Here is a 15,672-nt window from a genome sequence, read left to right on the forward strand (position 1 = left end):
ACCGGTCCGGTGCCGACATTCGAAGGCATTCTGGAAACCGCGCTTTACGCGGATGATCTCGACCAGGCCGAGGCCTTCTACGGAACGGTCCTCGGCCTTGAAAGGATCACGCGCGCCGGCAGTCGCCATGTCTTCTTCCGCTGCGGCGAAGGCGTGCTGCTGATCTTCAACCCGGCGGAGACGGTGAAGCCGCCTGCACCGGGCGCACTTCCCGTGCCTCCGCACGGGACGAAAGGCAACGGGCACATGTGCTTCCGGGTCGCCGCGGAGGCGCTCGACGCCTGGAAGACTAAACTGGAGGCAGCCGGGGTTGCGATCGAGGCGGATGTCCGCTGGCCGAACGGCGCCCGCTCCTTCTATTTCCGCGATCCGGCCGGCAACAGCCTGGAATGCGCGGAAGCGGGCCTCTGGGCCAAGGATTGATTTCGGCAGAACCTGGACGGAACGGAACAGATGCGCAGACTGATCGACAAGACGCTCGTCGTCGCGAGCCATAATGCCGGCAAGATCCGTGAGATCCGCGACCTCATCGGGCCACTCGGCTTCGAGGCGAAATCGGCAGCCGATCTCGATTTCGTCGAGCCGGATGAGACCGGCACGACCTTCGAGGAGAACGCGACGATCAAGGCGCTCGCCTCGGCCAGGGCCTCCGGACTGCCGGCGCTTTCGGACGATTCCGGTCTTGCCATCGACGCGCTCGGCGGCGCCCCCGGCGTCTACACGGCCAACTGGGCCGAACGTGAGGACGGCAGCCGCGACTTCCAGATGGCCATGGAAAAGGTCGAAGAGGCGCTCCGCGACAAGGGTGCGGTGACGCCCGAAAGCCGTACCGCACGCTTCGTGTCCGTTCTCTGCCTTGCCTGGCCGGACGGGCATGTCGAGCTCTTTCGCGGCGAGGTCGAGGGTTATGTCGTCTGGCCACCGCGCGGCACCAGCGGCTTTGGCTACGATCCGGTCTTCCAACCGAAGGGCTACGACACCACATTCGGCGAAATGAGTGCGGAGGAGAAGCATGGCTGGAAGCCGGGCGATCCCGAGGCTCTGTCGCACCGCGCCCGCGCATTCAAGCTGTTCGCCGAAACCTGTCTCGGCGCCTGAGTAGAAAGACAATGCAGATAGCCCCGCTTTCAGTGATCGGTGACGGCATGGACCCCGGTTTCGGGGTCTATGTGCACTGGCCGTTCTGCGCGGCGAAATGCCCCTATTGCGACTTCAATAGCCATGTGCGCCACCAGCCGGTGGATCAGCCTCGCTTCGTCGCCGCATTTCTGAAGGAAATGGCTGCGGTGCGCGCGCTTTCCGGTCCGAGAACCGTCACCAGCATTTTCATGGGCGGGGGTACCCCGTCGCTGATGGAGCCTCAGACGGTGGAGGCGATCCTCGACGGCATTGCCCGGCATTGGCACGTGCCCGATGGCATCGAGATCACCATGGAGGCGAACCCCTCCAGCGTCGAGGCGACGCGCTTCCGCGGCTATAGGGCGGCCGGCGTCAACCGCGTCTCGCTCGGCGTCCAGGCTCTCAACGACCGTGACCTCAAATTTCTCGGGCGGCTGCACGATGTCGAGAATGCGTTGAAGGCCGTGCGGCTCGCCCGCGAGATCTTTCCGCGGATGTCCTTCGACCTGATCTATGCGCGGCCGAACCAGACGGTCGAGGAATGGGAGCGCGAACTGAAGGAGGCGGTTTCCTACGCCGTCGATCATCTGTCGCTCTACCAGCTTACCATCGAGGAAGGGACGCCCTTCTACGGCCTGCACAAGGCAGGCAAGCTCGTCGTTCCGGATGGCGAGCAGTCGGCTGTTCTCTACGAGGCCACGCAGGAGATCACCGCCGCGATCGGCATGCCGGCCTATGAGGTCTCCAACCATGCCCGGCCGGGGGCCGAGAGCCGGCACAACCTCACCTATTGGCGCTACGGCGACTATGCGGGCATCGGTCCCGGGGCCCACGGGCGGCTGGCGATCGGATCAGGCAAGATCGCGACCGCAACCGAGCGCAACCCGGAGGCATGGCTGCAACGCGTCGAAGAGTGCGGCGAAGGCCTGATCGAGCGGGAACTGCTCGATTTCGAGGCGCAGGCCGATGAGCTTTTGCTGATGGGGTTGAGGCTGCGCGAAGGCGTCGATCTCGCCCGCTGGCAGACCCTCTCGGGCCGCGATCCGGATCCGGCCCGGGAAGAGTTCCTGATCGAGCATGGTTTCATCGAACGGATCGGCAATTCGCGGCTGCGCTGCACGCCCGCCGGAATGCTGATCCTCGACGCCGTGGTGGCCGACCTCGCCTGCTGATCGCGGGCCGAGCGGTTCAACCGCCTTCCTTTACCGGTGCGACGATCCCCAGGTAACCCCGAAGGGATCTTTGAGCTGGCCGTAATGATCGCCCCAGAAGGCGATCTCCAGCGGCATCGTCACCTCCGCGCCGGCCTCCACCGCCCGTTTCCACCAGAAATCCGCGTCGTCGACGACGAGGTGCAGCACGAAGCCCTCCGGCGGCTTCCAGGGATGGCCGAATTCCGGGAAGGGATCGTTCAGCATCAATGCGCCGCCGTTGATCGTCAGGTGGCAGTGGATGAGGCGCTTTCCGTCCTGGGCAAGTTTGCGGTCCTCCTCCTTGGCGCCGAAAGCGCGGACGTAGAAGGCCGCCGCCGCATCTGCATCCTCCACGTTGAGATAGGCGATGACACCGGGCCTGGGCGGGCGCGACGGTGCTTGCCAGTCGACCTCGGATCGAGGATCGAGATCGATCGCCGCCTTGAAGCTCCCGTCCATGTAGAAGGGAACGGATTCGTGCTGATGGGCAATCTTCCATCCCCTGTCGGTGCGCGTCAGGCCCAAGGTCAGGCGATACCAGAGCGCCGCCTTCTGACCATCGTGCTTCTCGCCGGAAAGATGCGTCAGCGCAGTGGCGAAGGCGACGTCGCCGCTCACCGAAACGTCGAGATCCTCGAGGGTGAAGCCGAGCGGTCCTTTCCACGTGGAGAACCACTGCTCGAGGCCGCCGGCATCTGCGTCGGAGGCCTTGAGGGGCGGCGCCAGGGAAAAGACGAGGCAATCGTCCGTGCCGTGGGCGAGGACGCGGGCGGCATCCTTCCGGCGCAACGCCTCCGCCCAGCCCCCGATTACCTCCTCGATTTCCGCAATGGCCGTATTGCTGCTCCCGGTAATGGTCATGACCCGGTCCTCCCCTCAGAGTCTCGCAACGAGTGCTGCAAGCTGATCGGCGCATTGGCCCCAGCCCTCGTGGAAGCCCATCTTCTCATGGGCATCGCGGTCCTCGACGCTCCAATGGAGCGCGCGGGCCGTATAGCGGGTCTTGCCGCCCTCGTTCTCGAAGGTCATGACCGCCGTCATGAACGGCTTTTCGGACGGCTTCCAGGCTTCCGTAAAGGCATCGGTGACGACGATCTTCTCGTTCGGCACGACTTCCAGATAGACGCCCTGATTAGGATAGAGTTCGCCCTCGGGCGAGCGCATGACAAAGCGGTTGATGCCGCCCGCCCTGACGTCGAGCTCCGCTTCCGTGATCGTCCACGGCAGAGGGGCGAACCACTGCTTCAGAAGCCCGGCTTCCGTGAAGGCCCGGTAGACCTTCTCGCGCGGGGCATCGATCAGCCGGGTCAGAACCAGTTCGCGTTCGCCGCCGGAATTGGTGTCGGTCGCTGCAGTCATTTTCGAATTCCTCCATGTTGGTTCATTCCAAGGACGAAAGAGGATGCCGCCTGCCGACAGGGGTCAGAAAAATTATCGCTCTTCTTCCGCGACCGTCGCCGGCTCGGCCGCGAGGTGATCGAGCTGCATGCGGATATAGGCCGCTTCGGCCGCGTTGGTGGCCAGTGCGATCGCCCGGTCGAAGGCGGCGCGCGCCTCGCATGCCCGGCCGAGTTGCTTCAAAAGGCCGCCGCGCAGGCCATGATAATAGAAATAGCCGGAAAGCCTCTCGCCAAGGGGCTCCACCATCGCCAGTGCGGCCTCCGCTCCCTCCCGTTTGGAGACGGCGACCGCGCGATTGAGCGTGACGACCGGAGAGGGCTGCAGGCGCTCGAGCGCCTGGTAGAGGAGGTCAATCTCCTCCCAATCCGTCTGCTCAGGACGTTCGGCGCGGGCGTGCAGGGCGGCGATCGCTGCCTGTATCTGGTAAGGCCCGGGGCGGCGATGGCGCATTGCCTTGTCGATCATCGCCAGCGCCTCGGTAATCATCGGCCGACTCCAGAGCCGCCGATCCTGATCTTCGAGCAGGACGACGGCACCGTTTGCATCGAAGCGCGCGCGGGCGCGCGAATGCTGAAGCAGCAGAAGTGCCGTCAGTCCCATGATTTCCGGCTCGGCGGGAAACAGCCGCAGCAGCAGCCGCGACAGGCGGATCGCCTCGTCGCAAAGATCGGCGGAGACGCCCTCGGCGCCGTTCATCGCCGAATAACCCTCGTTGAAGACGAGATAGATCATCGTCGCGACCGCAGCGAGCCGCTCGGCGCGATCGGCGGCATCGGGTGTCTCGAACGGGATGCCGGCGGCCGCCACGCGGGCCTTGGCGCGGGTGATGCGCTGCTCCATCGCGGCTTCGCTGACGAGAAAAGCACGGGCGATCTGCCTGACGGAGAGCCCCGATACGATGCGCAGTGCAAGCGCGATCTGCTGGGTTGCCGGAAGCGTCGGATTGCTGCAGACGAAGAGCAGCCGCAGGATGTCGTCGCGGTAATGCGCCCCGTCGAGGCGATCGGCGAGCTCGCTCTCCCGGTCTTCGAGGTCGGAGAGCAGTTCCTCCGGGGGCAGCGCCGTCTCGCGCGACTGCCGCCGCACCCTGTCGATGCCGCTATTGCGTCCGACGAAGATGAGCCAGGCGGCGGGATCGCGCGGCGGACCGGTACGGGGCCAGTTTTTCAGCGCCCGGATACAGGCCTCCTGAAATGCCTCCTCCGCCAGATCGAGATTGCGAAAGTAGCGCAGCAGCGCACCCATTGCCTGCGGCCGCGCGGAAACAAGAGCAAGATCGATCCAGCCTGTGTCGGTCATGAGGGCAACTCACCGGGTTTATAAAGCGCGAGCGGCCGGACTTCGTAGGAGCCCGTGCTCGGATTGGCGTTACTCAGATCGCGCGCGAAGTCGAGCGCCTCGTCCAGCGAGGCGCAATCGATCAGATAGAAGCCGAGCAACTGTTCCTTGGTCTCGGCGAAGGGGCCGTCGATGACGATCGTCTCGCCGGCGCTGTGGCGCAGCGTCGCCGCCGCCGTCGTCGGCACCAGCCGCGCCACGGGCCCCAGCTTGCCCGCTTCGACATATTTGCGTTGGACGGCGCTCAGATCACGCATGACCCGCTCGTCCTCCTCCTTGCTCCAGGCACTGGTGACGCTTTCATCGTTGTAGCAAAGCACGGCGTAAAGCATTGAAAATCTCCGCTCTGGTCTGAAGACGAATGGCGGTATTGATAGCCGACAAGCGACGGGAAAAAAACGCTCAACAAAAAAGCCCGGCGGACCGGGCTTTTCGTAACTTCGAGCTTACCTTCGTCTATTCGTTGATCAGTCGCTTCAAAAGCTCGATCTCGTGGCTGAGCTTGGTGTCGGCAGAAATCAGTTCCTCGATCTTGCGCACCGCATGGAGCACGGTCGTGTGGTCGCGCCCGCCGAAGCGGCGGCCGATTTCGGGGAAGGAGCGTGGGGTCAGTGTCTTCGACAGATACATTGCGATCTGGCGCGGCTTGACGATGACGCGGGTTCGGCGGTTCGAGACCAGCTCCTGACGCGAGACGTTGTAATGCTTGGCCACTACGCGCTGGATATCTTCGATGCGGACGCGGCGCGGTTCCCCGGCATTGACGAGATGGCCGAGCAGTTCGTCGACCCGCTCGATCGAAAGCTGCGGCTCGAAGGAGCGACGGAAGAGAAGCTGATTGAAGGCGCCCTCGAGTTCGCGGCCGCTGGCTGTCACGTTGCGGGCGACATGGCTCAGGATCTCGGGCGGAATCTCGAGCGAGGCATCGTCCTGGCGCGCCGCTTCGAGACGACGCTTCAGCATTTCCAGGCGCATCTCGTAGTCCGGCCCTTCCATCTCGATCGCCACGCCGCCTTGCAGGCGCGAGCGAACGCGGCTGTCGAGCGATTCCAGCTCCCAGGGTGCACGGTCGGCGGCGACGACCACCTGTTTGGCGGAGTCGAGCAGCATGTTCAACAGATGGCAGAACTCGTGCTGGATCGACTTGCCCTGCAGGAACTGCATGTCGTCGATAATGAGAAGGTCGATGTTGCGAAGCGATTCCTTCAGCGACAGCGCGTCATTGTCGCGGATCGCCGTTGCGAAACGCCACATGAAATATTCGGCCGTCAGATAGACGACGCGCGGCGCGCGCGCACTCTGGAGGGCCGCGAGAGCGATCGCCTGCAGGAGATGCGTCTTGCCGAGACCAACGCTCGAATGGATGAAGAGCGGATTGAAGCGCACGGCGCCGGCGCCGGCCTCGGCAATCGTACGCGCTGCCGCGAGCGCGACCCGGTTCGACGAGCCCTCTACGAAACTATCGAAACCGTAGCGCTGATCGAGAGGCGAGCCGAAAAGCGGCGCCTGGACGGGTCTCGCCGGAGCTGCCGCAACCGTGGCGGCGGCAATTGCCACGGAGGGGGCCGCCGAACGGCGGGAAGGAGAGACGGGCGCCGCTTCGGCAACCGCGGCAACGCTCTCCTCAGGAGCCGTCGGGCGATGACCGCGGGTCGCAGTGCGCACGAGGATCTCCACCTTCAGTATTTCGCCGTCCTCCTGCTGGACGAGCGTGGTGATCAGATCGAGATAGCGATTATTGATCCAGGACTTCAGAAAAGTCGTCGGGACCGAGAGGCGCACGACGCTTTTCGACACTGAATGGAGCTTGAGGCGTCCAAACCAACTTGCGAAGACATCCGGTCCGACCTGGGCTTTCAAGCGCGCACTTACCCGCTCAAACAGTGCGTCATGCCGCATGTCGTGTTTTTCCCCCGCCGCCTGAGACTGATTGCTTCCGGCCTGAAAACCTTCAGGTGCCGTCGCCAAATTCATCCGCATCTTGCCGCCTTCCAATTTCATTATTCCGACGCCGTCATTTCTGGCGGCCTCATCTTTATGTCCGCCCGCCACGGCCGCTCAAAGCCATGCCGCGTCAGCCGGACGCTCTGATACGCACCCCGGGCTCCTCATATCCCGTCACGGCGCGCTGCGCTCATTCGCTCGCCTTCGCCTCAAGCAAATGTCCCCTCGCACTTCGCCTTACCGACTCTGCACGGCTATTTTCAAGCCGACCAGAACCGTTTTTCCTCGTTGTCGGCTGACCGCACCCTCGTACGTAGCGAACAGCCCGAGCCTCCTTCTTCCTATCCCATGCATTCACAAGGCTAAGCCCGGCCGGCAACCATAAGACGAAACGTCCTCGCTCCGGTGCGAAGGCTCGCCCGGTTTTATCGTCTCGACTTGTTTGATTGATCGACGTGGAATTAACCCCGCCACAGGCGACGGAAAGCCCAAAGTCACCCCGATTGGAATGACCCTTAAACTTCCTCGTACAGATGTGATCTGTGTCCCCTGTGGAAGGCATTTAGGCAGGATCGCCCGGCAAGATCAATGGCGTTTTTTACCCGCTCGTAAGCGTCGACAGTTGACTCTCGTGCCGGGTTTTGCATGCCGCTCCCGAGTCCGGCGAGAATCGCTGTTGAATCAAGGGTTTTGTTTTTTGCGTTCTTGCTTAGCTGGCGAAAAAGAAAAAAAATAAAAAATGGCTTGACTCACTTCGGACTCAATCCGCCCGCGTCGCGAGACCACATTTTTGCCGCAACCTCTCATAAGCCACTGAAAAAACTGCGTATTTTTTGTCACGGGATTGACACGAGCGTGACCAGGTCAATCGCGCGCACCGTTGACGACGGCACGAATCGGAAAAGCCCGGCGGTAACGCCGGGCGCTTCATCAACAGCTTTTTTCTTAGCCGGGTTAGGCCGAAAGGCTCTTCACGCGCTGCGCCAGGCGCGAAACCTTGCGCGATGCCGTGTTGGAATGCATTACGCCTTTTGTGGCGGCGCGCATCAGCTCCGGCTGTGCCGCCTTCAGGGCAGCGGCTGCGAGTGCCTGATCGCCGGAAGCGATCGCTTCCTCGACCTTGCGGACGAAGCTGCGGATGCGCGAACGACGGGCCTTGTTCACTGCGGTACGGCGTGCGATCTTGCGGGTCGCCTTTTTCGCCGAAGTTGTATTGGCCATTGATGCCTCTCTTCGAAAACTGACATGGACTCCGCCTCGCCGTGCCGGGTCACTGCGACCTGTCATACAAGCAATTCGGGAGCATTATCGGAAAGCCTCGAACGAGGGCGTTCCAAACTGAGGGCGGCGTATAAAGGGAAACCGCCCGCACGTCAACGCGCAATTTGAGAAAACAGAGTCCTGTCCGTGGCTCACCTGTGTTTGAATTCGGCTTTGCGCTTGGCGACGAAGGCGGCCATACCCTCTTTCTGGTCCTCCGTTGCGAAAAGCGACTGGAAGAGCCGCCGCTCGAAGCGCAGGCCCTCGGCGAGCGTCAGTTCCAGAGAGCGATTGACTGCCTCCTTGGCCATCATCGCCGCCGGCAGCGAGAATGACGCGATCTTCTTCGCAGCGTCGAGCGCCTCCTCCAGGAGCCTGTCCGGAGCCACCACGCGCGAAACGAGCCCGGAGCGCTCGGCCTCCGCCGCGTCCATCATGCGGCCGGTGAGAATGAGGTCCATGGCCTTCGCCTTGCCGACTGCGCGGGTCAGGCGCTGCGATCCGCCCATGCCGGGAATGACGCCGAGCGTAATCTCCGGCTGGCCGAACTTCGCCGTTTCGGAGGCGATGATGAAGTCGCACATCATGGCGAGCTCGCAGCCACCGCCGAGCGCGAAACCGGATACGGCGGCGATCATCGGCTTGCGGGCGTTCGCGACATGCTCCCAGCCGCCAAGGAAATCGGCGAGGTAACCGTCGACGAAATCGAGCCCCTGCATCTCCTTGATGTCCGCGCCGGCGGCAAAGGCCTTCTCGGAGCCGGCAAGGACGATGGCGCCGACGTCCCTGTCGGCATCGAAGGCCTTCAGCGCGGCATCGAGCTCGCGCATCAGCACCGCATTCAGCGCATTGAGCGCCTGCGGCCGGTTGAGCGTGATCAGGCCCACGCGGCCCTGCGTTTCGACCAGCAACGTCTCGTAACTCATTCCCGTCTCCTTCACGCGTTGTCGCAAGATTGAAGAGCGGAATGTGCCATGCCGCCCTATTTCTGGCAGTGCGGACAATAAAAGGTCGAACGTCCCGCCTGTACTATGCGGGCGACCGTACCGTGGCAGCCGGGCGTGCGGCAAGCCTCGCCTTCCCTGTCATAGACGGAGAAGCTGTGCTGGAAATAGCCGAGACTGCCGTCCGCCTGAATGTGATCCTTGAGCGAGGAGCCGCCGGCGGCGATCGCATCGGCAATCACGGCGCGGATCCTTTCCGTCAGTGCAATCAGCGCCTGTTTCGGGCGGCCCCGCCTGTCGACGAGCGTGCCTGCCGCCCTTTTCGGCGAGAGGCCCGAGCGCCACAACGCCTCGCAGACATAGATATTTCCGAGCCCCGCGATCGTCCTCTGATCAAGAAGAGCGGCTTTCAGCGGCTGGACCTTGCCGGCGAAGCGGGCGGCGAGATAGGCGGCGTCGAGGGCATTGCCGGTCGGCTCCTCGCCGAGGCCGCGGAGATAGACGTGGTCGGCGAGCGCAGAGCGCCGTGCCAGATCCATGAAACCGAAGCGACGCGGATCGTTATAGATCACCCGTGCCGGACCGGAGCCGCCATCGAGATGGAAGACGACATGATCGTGCTTCTCGTCCTTGCCGCGCGGGTGGTGGAAAGCGCCGGGCGCGGCCGGATTGGCGCCAGCCTCTATCGGGCCCTTCTCGATCCGGAACGAGCCGGACATGCCGAGATGGGCGATGATGACGTCGCCGCCCTCGAGCTCGATCATCAGATATTTGGCGCGCCGCGAGAGGGCGATGATGCGGCGGCCCGCGACCGCGTTGGCGAAATTCTCGGGGAACGGAAAGCGCAGATCCGGCCGGCGCAACTCCGCCCGCACCAGAAGCGCGCCCTCCATGGTCGGCGCCAGTCCGCGCTTGACCGTTTCCACCTCGGGCAATTCCGGCATCGGCCGTGTTCCTTCATCCTTTATTCATCGCACCCGCCCACGTGAGCGGCACGCCATTCCCATGACGCCGTCGATAGCCTATATCCCGCTGCATGCGGCAGCCGGTCGCCTCTCGCTCAGATAGCGTGCACGGAGCGATTTCGCTATGGTGCCGGCAAAATTCGTTGAAGTGGAGTTTCGTATGGCGGATGAGCGCGTATCGGCGAGGGGCGGAATGGAGACCTCATTCGGTTTCCGCGAAGTCGGCACGGGCGAGAAGCAGCCGCTCGTCAACGACGTCTTCCACAAGGTCGCCAAACGCTACGACATCATGAACGACGTGATGTCGGCCGGGCTGCACCGCGTCTGGAAGGATGCGATGATCGCGGCGCTCAACCCGCCGAGCCGCGAGGGCTATCGGGTTCTCGATGTCGCCGGCGGCACCGGTGACATCGCCTTCCGCATCGTCGAGCGCTCCGGGCGCAAGGCCCATGCGACCGTCCTCGACATCAACGGCTCGATGCTCTCGGTGGGCGCCGAGCGCGCCCGCAAGAAGGGGATCGAGGCCAATCTCGACTTCGTCGAGGCCAACGCCGAAGACCTGCCCTTCGCGGCGAATTCATTCGACGCCTACACGATCGCCTTCGGCATCCGCAACGTGCCGCGCATCGAGGTCGCGCTCAAGGAGGCCTACCGCGTGCTGAAGCGCGGCGGCCGGCTCCTCGTGCTCGAATTCTCCGAAGTGGAGATGCCGCTGCTCGACCGCCTCTACGACGCCTGGTCCTTCAATGCGATTCCGAAATTCGGCAAGCTCATCACCGGCGACGATGCGCCCTACCAATATCTGGTGGAATCGATCCGCAAGTTTCCGAACCAGCGTGATTTCGCCGCCATGATCCGTGATGCCGGCTTCGCCCGCGTCTCCTTCACCAATTATACCGGCGGCATCGCAGCGCTGCATTCCGGCTGGAAAATCTGAGCGCATGAGCACTCCCGGAGCATATTTCCGTCTCATACGGATCGGCTGGGTCCTTGCGCGCGAGAATGCGTTTGCCGCGGTCCCCTCCGAACACCTGCCCCCGCTCGCACGATTCGTGCAGAAGCTCGCCGGCCTGCTCGCCAGCCGCGAGGCCCGGTTCGGTGCGCGCAGCGGCCGCCTCGCCCGGGCGGTGGAACGGCTCGGCCCTTCCTATGTCAAGATCGGCCAGTTTCTCGCGACCCGCCCGGACGTGGTCGGCGCCGAACTTGCCGCCGACCTCTCGCTGCTCCAGGACCGCATGGCGACTTTTCCCGAGAGCGCGTCCAGGGCCGCGATAGAGGCGTCTCTCGGGCGCCCCGTCGGCGAGCTCTTCGTCGAATTCTCCGAGCCGATCGCAGCCGCATCGATCGCCCAGGTTCATCCCGCCGTGGTCATGCGCGACGGCACGCGCGAAAGGGTGGCCGTCAAGGTCATCCGCCCGGGCGTGCGCCAGCGCTTTGTGGCCGACATCGAGGCCATGTATCTGGTCTCGCGCATGCAGGAGCGATTCCTGCCCTATACGCGCCGCCTGAGGCCGGTCGAGGTGACGAAGACGCTGGAGCAGACGACCAAGGTCGAAATGGATCTGAGACTCGAGGCCGCGGCGCTTTCCGAACTTGGCGAGAATACCAGGGAGGATTCCGGGTTTCGCGTGCCCAGGGTCGATTGGGAGCGCACCGGCCGCGACGTCGTGACGATGGAATGGATCGACGGCGTCAAGATGTCGGACATCGAAGGGCTGAAAAGGGCCGGCCACGACCTGAACCGCCTGGCCGAAACGCTGATCCAGTCCTTTCTGCGCCACACGCTCCGGGACGGCTTCTTCCACGCGGACATGCATCAGGGCAACCTCTTCGTCGACGATGCGGGCCATATCGTCGCCGTCGACATGGGGATCGTCGGCCGCCTCGGCCGGAAGGAACGACGCTTCCTGGCCGAGATCCTCTACGGCTTCATCATGCGCGATTATCAGCGCGTCGCGGATGTGCATTTCGAGGCCGGTTACGTTCCCTCGCACCACGACGCGGCAAGCTTCGCCCAGGCGATCCGCGCCATCGGCGAGCCGATCCACGGCCAGCCGGCCGAGACGATCTCCATGGCGAAGCTGCTGACGCTGCTGTTCGAGGTCACCGAACTTTTCGACATGCAGACCCGCCCCGAACTGGTGATGCTGCAGAAGACGATGGTCGTCGTCGAGGGCGTCGCCCGAACGCTCAATCCGCGCTTCAACATGTGGAAGGCGTCCGAACCGGTGGTCGGCAAGTGGATAAGGGACAATCTCGGGCCGAAACGCATCGTCGCCGACCTGCGCGACGGCGTTCATGCGGCGCTGCGGGTTGCCGAAGCGCTGCCGGAGATCGCAGCCCGGACCGAGCGGTTCTCGGCGGAAATCATGGCAATGAGCGAGAACGGCCTGCGCTTCGATCCGGAGACCGCGGAAGCGATCGGCAGAGCCGAGGCGCGCCATACGCGCTCGGGCCGTATCGCGCTATGGCTTATCGCGGCGACGCTCGTCTACATCGCCTGGCAGCTTGCGTGAACGGAGCGGCGGGCCGCCTTGCCCGCCGGCCGGGGAGAAGTGCCAGGCAGCCAGGCGTTGCCATCGATCAAAGCAGGAGGAAGGAATATGGATCTCGGCATTAGCGGCAAAAAGGCGCTCGTTCTCGGTGGCAGCAAAGGGCTCGGGCGCGGTATCGCCGAAGCGCTTGCGGGGAAGGCGTTGCGGTCGCGCTGACCGGCCGGAACGTCGAAACCGCAGCGAAGGCCGCAGCGGAAATCGGCCCGAATGCTGCCGGCTTTTCGCTGGACCTGGCAAAGCCTGAAGTCGTCGACCCCTTCCTCGATCGGCTCGCCGCTTCATTCGGACAGATCGATATTCTGGTGCTGAACGGTGGCGGTCCGCCGCCGACGAATGCTGCCGACATCGATCCCGGCTTCTGGCGGGCCCAGTTCGAGGCGATGGTGCTTTCCGGCATGCGCATTTCGCACCGCCTGCTGCCGTCCATGCGGGAGCACCGCTTCGGCCGCATCGTTGCCGTCGCCTCCACCAGCATCCGCGAGCCGATCCCCGGCCTGACGGCGTCCAATGCGTTGCGCAGCGCGCTTGCCGGCTGGATGAAGACGCTCGCCAGCGAGGTGGCAGCCGACGGCGTGACCGTCAACATGCTCCTGCCCGGCCGGCTTGCGACGGACCGGACCCTGAGCTTCGATCGCAAGGATGCGGAGGCCGAGGGCGTCAGCGTCGAAACCGTTGCAGTGCGCAGCCAGTCGGAAATTCCGGTCGGGCGCTATGGGACGCCGGCCGAGTTCGGTGCTGCCGCAGCCTTTCTCGCAAGCCGGCAGGCCGCCTACATCACCGGGATTGCGCTGCCCGTCGACGGCGGGCTCAGCCGTTCGATGCTCTGACCATGTTCATCCCGCTTCAGAGATCGGCTGCACGAGGCCTGTTGCGCTACGCCGTCATCGCTCTCGTCACTCTTTTCAGTCTAACAGGGGTCGCGAAGGCCGCCATGCTGGATAAAGAACTCCTCACGGCCGCCCGGCTGGGCAATGCCGCCGAAATCAGCGCTCTCGCAGAGCGCGGCGCACACGTGGATGCCCGCGACGAAACAGGCGCGACGGCCCTGCTCATCGCCACGCATGAGAACAATATCGAGGCCGCAAGGGCTCTCATCGCGGCCGGCGCCGACGTCAATGCCAAGGACCGCATCGAGGACAGCCCTTATCTCTATGCCGGCGCGCGCGGCCATCTCGAAATATTGAAGATGACGCTCGCGCATGGCGCCGATCTCAAAAGCACCAACCGCTACGGCGGCACCGCCCTCATTCCAGCCGCCGAGCGCGGCCATGTCGAAACCGTGAAGACGCTGATCGATGCCGGGGTTGCCGTCGACCATGTAAACCGCCTCGGCTGGACGGCGCTCCTCGAGGCGATCATCCTCGGCAGCGGAGGCGACAGCCATACGGAGATCGTCAGGCTGCTGATCGAGGCCGGTGCGGATGTCGACCTGGCGGACGGCGAAGGCGTTACGCCCCTCGCCCATGCTAAAAGGCGAGGGTTCCGGCGGATCGAGCGCCTCCTCCTCGCCGCCGGCGCTCATCAAACGGCGGAATGAAGGCTCAATGTACGTCGAAAATCAGTGATTTATGCGCGGCCACGGCTGCCGTGACGCCATCGCCGACCGCATGCGAGACCGAGCCCGCGCCCCGCGCGGCATCGCCACAGGCATAGATGCGCTCGACGCTCGTCTCCTTTGCCTCGTTCGTCCGGATATAGGGTCCGAGCGGCCCGTCCTCGAATTCGCAGCCGAGCGCTGCAGGCAGATCGCTCGCCATGCGGGTGCGCGACGCGACGAACAGGCCTTCGAGAGAAACGGTCCGGCCGCCATCGAGAACCACGCTCGCCTTCGCTCCGTCGACAGCGACGACCCTCTCCCTTTCGATCTCCACACCGCGCGCTTCCAGCATGGCGGCCTGAGCGGCATCGGGCTCGAACGCTCCATTGGCGAAAAGGGTGGTCGGCCCCCAGTCCGGCAGCATCATGGCCTGGTGAAAACTGGACTCACCGGTTGCGAGAACGCCGATGCGGCCCTGCCCTAGCTCATAACCATGGCAATAGGGGCAATGAAAGACGGCGCGGCCCCAGCGTTCCTGAAGCCCCGGTATCGACGGCAGCTCATCGACGACGCCCGTTGCCAGGATCAGCCGCCGCGCCGCGATCTTTTCGCCCTGCACCGAGACGACCAGATTGGCGCCGTCGCGGCGCGCCGTATCGGCCGTTCCTTCGACGAAACGCACATTGGGATAGGCCAGCAACTGTTCCCGGCCGTGCGCCGCGATCGTCGCAGGCGCCTCGCCGTCCCGGCTGAGGAACCCATGCGACGATTCGGCAAAGCGGTTCCTGCGCGCGCCCGCATCGACGATGACCACGGAGCGTCTGGCTCTGGCCAATTGCAATGCCGCCGACAGCCCTGCATAGCTTCCACCCACGATCGCCACGTCTACCGGCATCACATCAACCGCCATGGTTCTGCTCCTTCATCTGCTGGCGACGGATCGCCATTCGTCGCTGGAAATCGTTTGAAAGATCTGCGAGGCTTATTCGTTCCAATCGCTGCATGAGAAGCGCCTCGGCATCCCGGAGCGCTCCGTCCATCGCGGCATTGACCGCCTGCTCCACCACACAGCCGGGAGCCTCGGTTCGGTTGCCGATCGCAAACACGGGCGGTTCACCGAGCGCGGCATGCACGTCCGCAAGGCTGATGGTTGCGAGATCGCGCACGAGCGACCAGCCTCCGCCATGCCCCTTTTCGGAGCGGACGAGACCCGCTTCCCGTAAACCCGCCATGGTGCGTCGGACCACGACGGGATTGGTGGAGAGGCAGGCTGCCAACTCCTCCGAGGTGATGGTTTCACGCTCCGCCATGTGGAGGAGCGCATGCAAAGTAATGGAAAGTCGGCTATCGCGTTTCATGTAACTCAACATGTTACGTGAAACGCGGAAAGTCAAGCTTCAAATTCGGCCTGCACTC

At 64.0% G+C, this 15,672-nt stretch carries 15 protein-coding genes and 2 pseudogenes; 7 read left to right on the forward strand and 10 right to left on the reverse strand.

The genetic code is table 11. The features are described 5' to 3' along the window. Positions 1-9 precede the first annotated feature (9 nt). From N0Q91_RS16060 to hemW, 3 genes are read left to right on the forward strand one after another with little or no spacing between them, the layout of a single operon-like run. Positions 10-423, forward strand: coding sequence for a VOC family protein (locus N0Q91_RS16060; RefSeq protein WP_275596902.1), 414 nt, complete (start codon positions 10-12; stop codon positions 421-423). A gap of 30 nt (positions 424-453) precedes the next feature. After that, positions 454-1,098, forward strand: a complete 645-nt coding sequence (rdgB, locus tag N0Q91_RS16065) for an RdgB/HAM1 family non-canonical purine NTP pyrophosphatase (RefSeq protein ID WP_275596903.1) — start codon at positions 454-456, stop codon at positions 1,096-1,098. 11 nt (positions 1,099-1,109) lie between these two features. Continuing rightward, on the forward strand, positions 1,110-2,291 hold the full coding sequence (gene hemW, locus N0Q91_RS16070; RefSeq protein ID WP_275596904.1) for a radical SAM family heme chaperone HemW: 1,182 nt from the start codon (positions 1,110-1,112) through the stop codon (positions 2,289-2,291). Positions 2,292-2,307: 16 nt separating this feature from the next. On the opposite strand, the pseudogene N0Q91_RS16075 reads toward hemW, so the two are convergent. The 8 genes and pseudogenes from N0Q91_RS16075 to mutM all read right to left on the reverse strand — a co-directional run bounded on the left by N0Q91_RS16075 (position 2,308) and on the right by mutM (position 10,143). Next, a pseudogene (locus N0Q91_RS16075) lies at positions 2,308-3,173 on the reverse strand (nuclear transport factor 2 family protein). 15 nt (positions 3,174-3,188) lie between these two features. Continuing rightward, positions 3,189-3,671: an SRPBCC family protein gene (locus tag N0Q91_RS16080; protein ID WP_275596905.1), complete on the reverse strand. Its 483-nt coding sequence runs from the start codon at positions 3,669-3,671 to the stop codon at positions 3,189-3,191. Positions 3,672-3,743: 72 nt separating this feature from the next. Further along, positions 3,744-5,012: an RNA polymerase sigma factor gene (locus N0Q91_RS16085; RefSeq protein WP_018093977.1), complete on the reverse strand. Its 1,269-nt coding sequence runs from the start codon at positions 5,010-5,012 to the stop codon at positions 3,744-3,746. Further along, the gene (locus tag N0Q91_RS16090; RefSeq protein WP_018093976.1) at positions 5,009-5,383 is read right to left on the reverse strand and encodes a YciI family protein; all 375 of its coding nucleotides are present in this window, start codon (positions 5,381-5,383) and stop codon (positions 5,009-5,011) included. Before N0Q91_RS16090 ends, N0Q91_RS16085 begins: the two co-directional genes overlap by 4 nt. 124 nt (positions 5,384-5,507) lie before the next feature. Further along, positions 5,508-6,950 carry a chromosomal replication initiator protein DnaA gene (gene dnaA / locus N0Q91_RS16095; RefSeq protein WP_033047210.1) on the reverse strand — a complete coding sequence of 481 codons (1,443 nt, stop codon included), beginning with the start codon at positions 6,948-6,950 and terminating at the stop codon, positions 5,508-5,510. A gap of 999 nt (positions 6,951-7,949) precedes the next feature. After that, entirely contained in the window at positions 7,950-8,216 is a 267-nt protein-coding gene (gene rpsT / locus N0Q91_RS16100) for a 30S ribosomal protein S20 (protein ID WP_003527759.1), read from the reverse strand. Between the two features lie 191 nt (positions 8,217-8,407). Beyond that, positions 8,408-9,181 carry an enoyl-CoA hydratase gene (locus N0Q91_RS16105; protein WP_275596906.1) on the reverse strand — a complete coding sequence of 258 codons (774 nt, stop codon included), beginning with the start codon at positions 9,179-9,181 and terminating at the stop codon, positions 8,408-8,410. Between the two features lie 56 nt (positions 9,182-9,237). After that, positions 9,238-10,143 (reverse strand): bifunctional DNA-formamidopyrimidine glycosylase/DNA-(apurinic or apyrimidinic site) lyase, encoded by a 906-nt coding sequence (gene mutM / locus N0Q91_RS16110; RefSeq protein WP_275596907.1) that lies wholly within the window; start codon positions 10,141-10,143, stop codon positions 9,238-9,240. Positions 10,144-10,324: 181 nt separating this feature from the next. On the opposite strand from mutM, the gene ubiE reads away from it, so the two are divergent. The 4 genes and pseudogenes from ubiE to N0Q91_RS16130 all read left to right on the forward strand — a co-directional run bounded on the left by ubiE (position 10,325) and on the right by N0Q91_RS16130 (position 14,256). After that, the gene (gene ubiE, locus N0Q91_RS16115; protein WP_275596908.1) at positions 10,325-11,101 is read left to right on the forward strand and encodes a bifunctional demethylmenaquinone methyltransferase/2-methoxy-6-polyprenyl-1,4-benzoquinol methylase UbiE; all 777 of its coding nucleotides are present in this window, start codon (positions 10,325-10,327) and stop codon (positions 11,099-11,101) included. Between the two features lie 4 nt (positions 11,102-11,105). After that, the gene (ubiB, locus tag N0Q91_RS16120; RefSeq protein WP_275596909.1) at positions 11,106-12,680 is read left to right on the forward strand and encodes a 2-polyprenylphenol 6-hydroxylase; all 1,575 of its coding nucleotides are present in this window, start codon (positions 11,106-11,108) and stop codon (positions 12,678-12,680) included. An 87-nt stretch (positions 12,681-12,767) separates the two neighbouring features. Then, positions 12,768-13,546, forward strand: a pseudogene (locus N0Q91_RS16125) (SDR family oxidoreductase). A 104-nt stretch (positions 13,547-13,650) separates the two neighbouring features. Then, positions 13,651-14,256: an ankyrin repeat domain-containing protein gene (locus N0Q91_RS16130; protein WP_345774901.1), complete on the forward strand. Its 606-nt coding sequence runs from the start codon at positions 13,651-13,653 to the stop codon at positions 14,254-14,256. A gap of 4 nt (positions 14,257-14,260) precedes the next feature. Here N0Q91_RS16130 and N0Q91_RS16135 read toward each other — a convergent pair whose 3' ends face one another. Then, the gene (locus N0Q91_RS16135) at positions 14,261-15,166 is read right to left on the reverse strand and encodes an NAD(P)/FAD-dependent oxidoreductase (RefSeq protein WP_275596911.1); all 906 of its coding nucleotides are present in this window, start codon (positions 15,164-15,166) and stop codon (positions 14,261-14,263) included. Then, entirely contained in the window at positions 15,156-15,614 is a 459-nt protein-coding gene (locus N0Q91_RS16140) for an Rrf2 family transcriptional regulator (protein ID WP_100669785.1), read from the reverse strand. Before N0Q91_RS16140 ends, N0Q91_RS16135 begins: the two co-directional genes overlap by 11 nt. Between the last annotated feature and the right edge of the window lie 58 nt (positions 15,615-15,672).

It is taken from the genome of Sinorhizobium prairiense (genome assembly GCF_029201645.2).
GTDB classification, from domain to species: Bacteria; Pseudomonadota; Alphaproteobacteria; order Rhizobiales; family Rhizobiaceae; genus Sinorhizobium; species Sinorhizobium meliloti_A.

Coding starts and splice junctions, on each gene's coding strand:
- ubiB (WP_275596909.1), top strand. CDS start 11,106: ATGAGCACTCCCGGAGCATATTTCCGTCTCATACGGATCGGCTGGGTC.
- N0Q91_RS16130 (WP_345774901.1), top strand. CDS start 13,651: ATGCTGGATAAAGAACTCCTCACGGCCGCCCGGCTGGGCAATGCCGCC.
- N0Q91_RS16140 (WP_100669785.1), bottom strand. CDS start 15,614: ATGAAACGCGATAGCCGACTTTCCATTACTTTGCATGCGCTCCTCCAC.
- N0Q91_RS16135 (WP_275596911.1), bottom strand. CDS start 15,166: ATGGCGGTTGATGTGATGCCGGTAGACGTGGCGATCGTGGGTGGAAGC.
- N0Q91_RS16105 (WP_275596906.1), bottom strand. CDS start 9,181: ATGAGTTACGAGACGTTGCTGGTCGAAACGCAGGGCCGCGTGGGCCTG.
- N0Q91_RS16085 (WP_018093977.1), bottom strand. CDS start 5,012: ATGACCGACACAGGCTGGATCGATCTTGCTCTTGTTTCCGCGCGGCCG.
- rpsT (WP_003527759.1), bottom strand. CDS start 8,216: ATGGCCAATACAACTTCGGCGAAAAAGGCGACCCGCAAGATCGCACGC.
- mutM (WP_275596907.1), bottom strand. CDS start 10,143: ATGCCGGAATTGCCCGAGGTGGAAACGGTCAAGCGCGGACTGGCGCCG.
- rdgB (WP_275596903.1), top strand. CDS start 454: ATGCGCAGACTGATCGACAAGACGCTCGTCGTCGCGAGCCATAATGCC.
- ubiE (WP_275596908.1), top strand. CDS start 10,325: ATGGCGGATGAGCGCGTATCGGCGAGGGGCGGAATGGAGACCTCATTC.
- hemW (WP_275596904.1), top strand. CDS start 1,110: ATGCAGATAGCCCCGCTTTCAGTGATCGGTGACGGCATGGACCCCGGT.
- N0Q91_RS16080 (WP_275596905.1), bottom strand. CDS start 3,671: ATGACTGCAGCGACCGACACCAATTCCGGCGGCGAACGCGAACTGGTT.
- dnaA (WP_033047210.1), bottom strand. CDS start 6,950: ATGCGGCATGACGCACTGTTTGAGCGGGTAAGTGCGCGCTTGAAAGCC.
- N0Q91_RS16090 (WP_018093976.1), bottom strand. CDS start 5,383: ATGCTTTACGCCGTGCTTTGCTACAACGATGAAAGCGTCACCAGTGCC.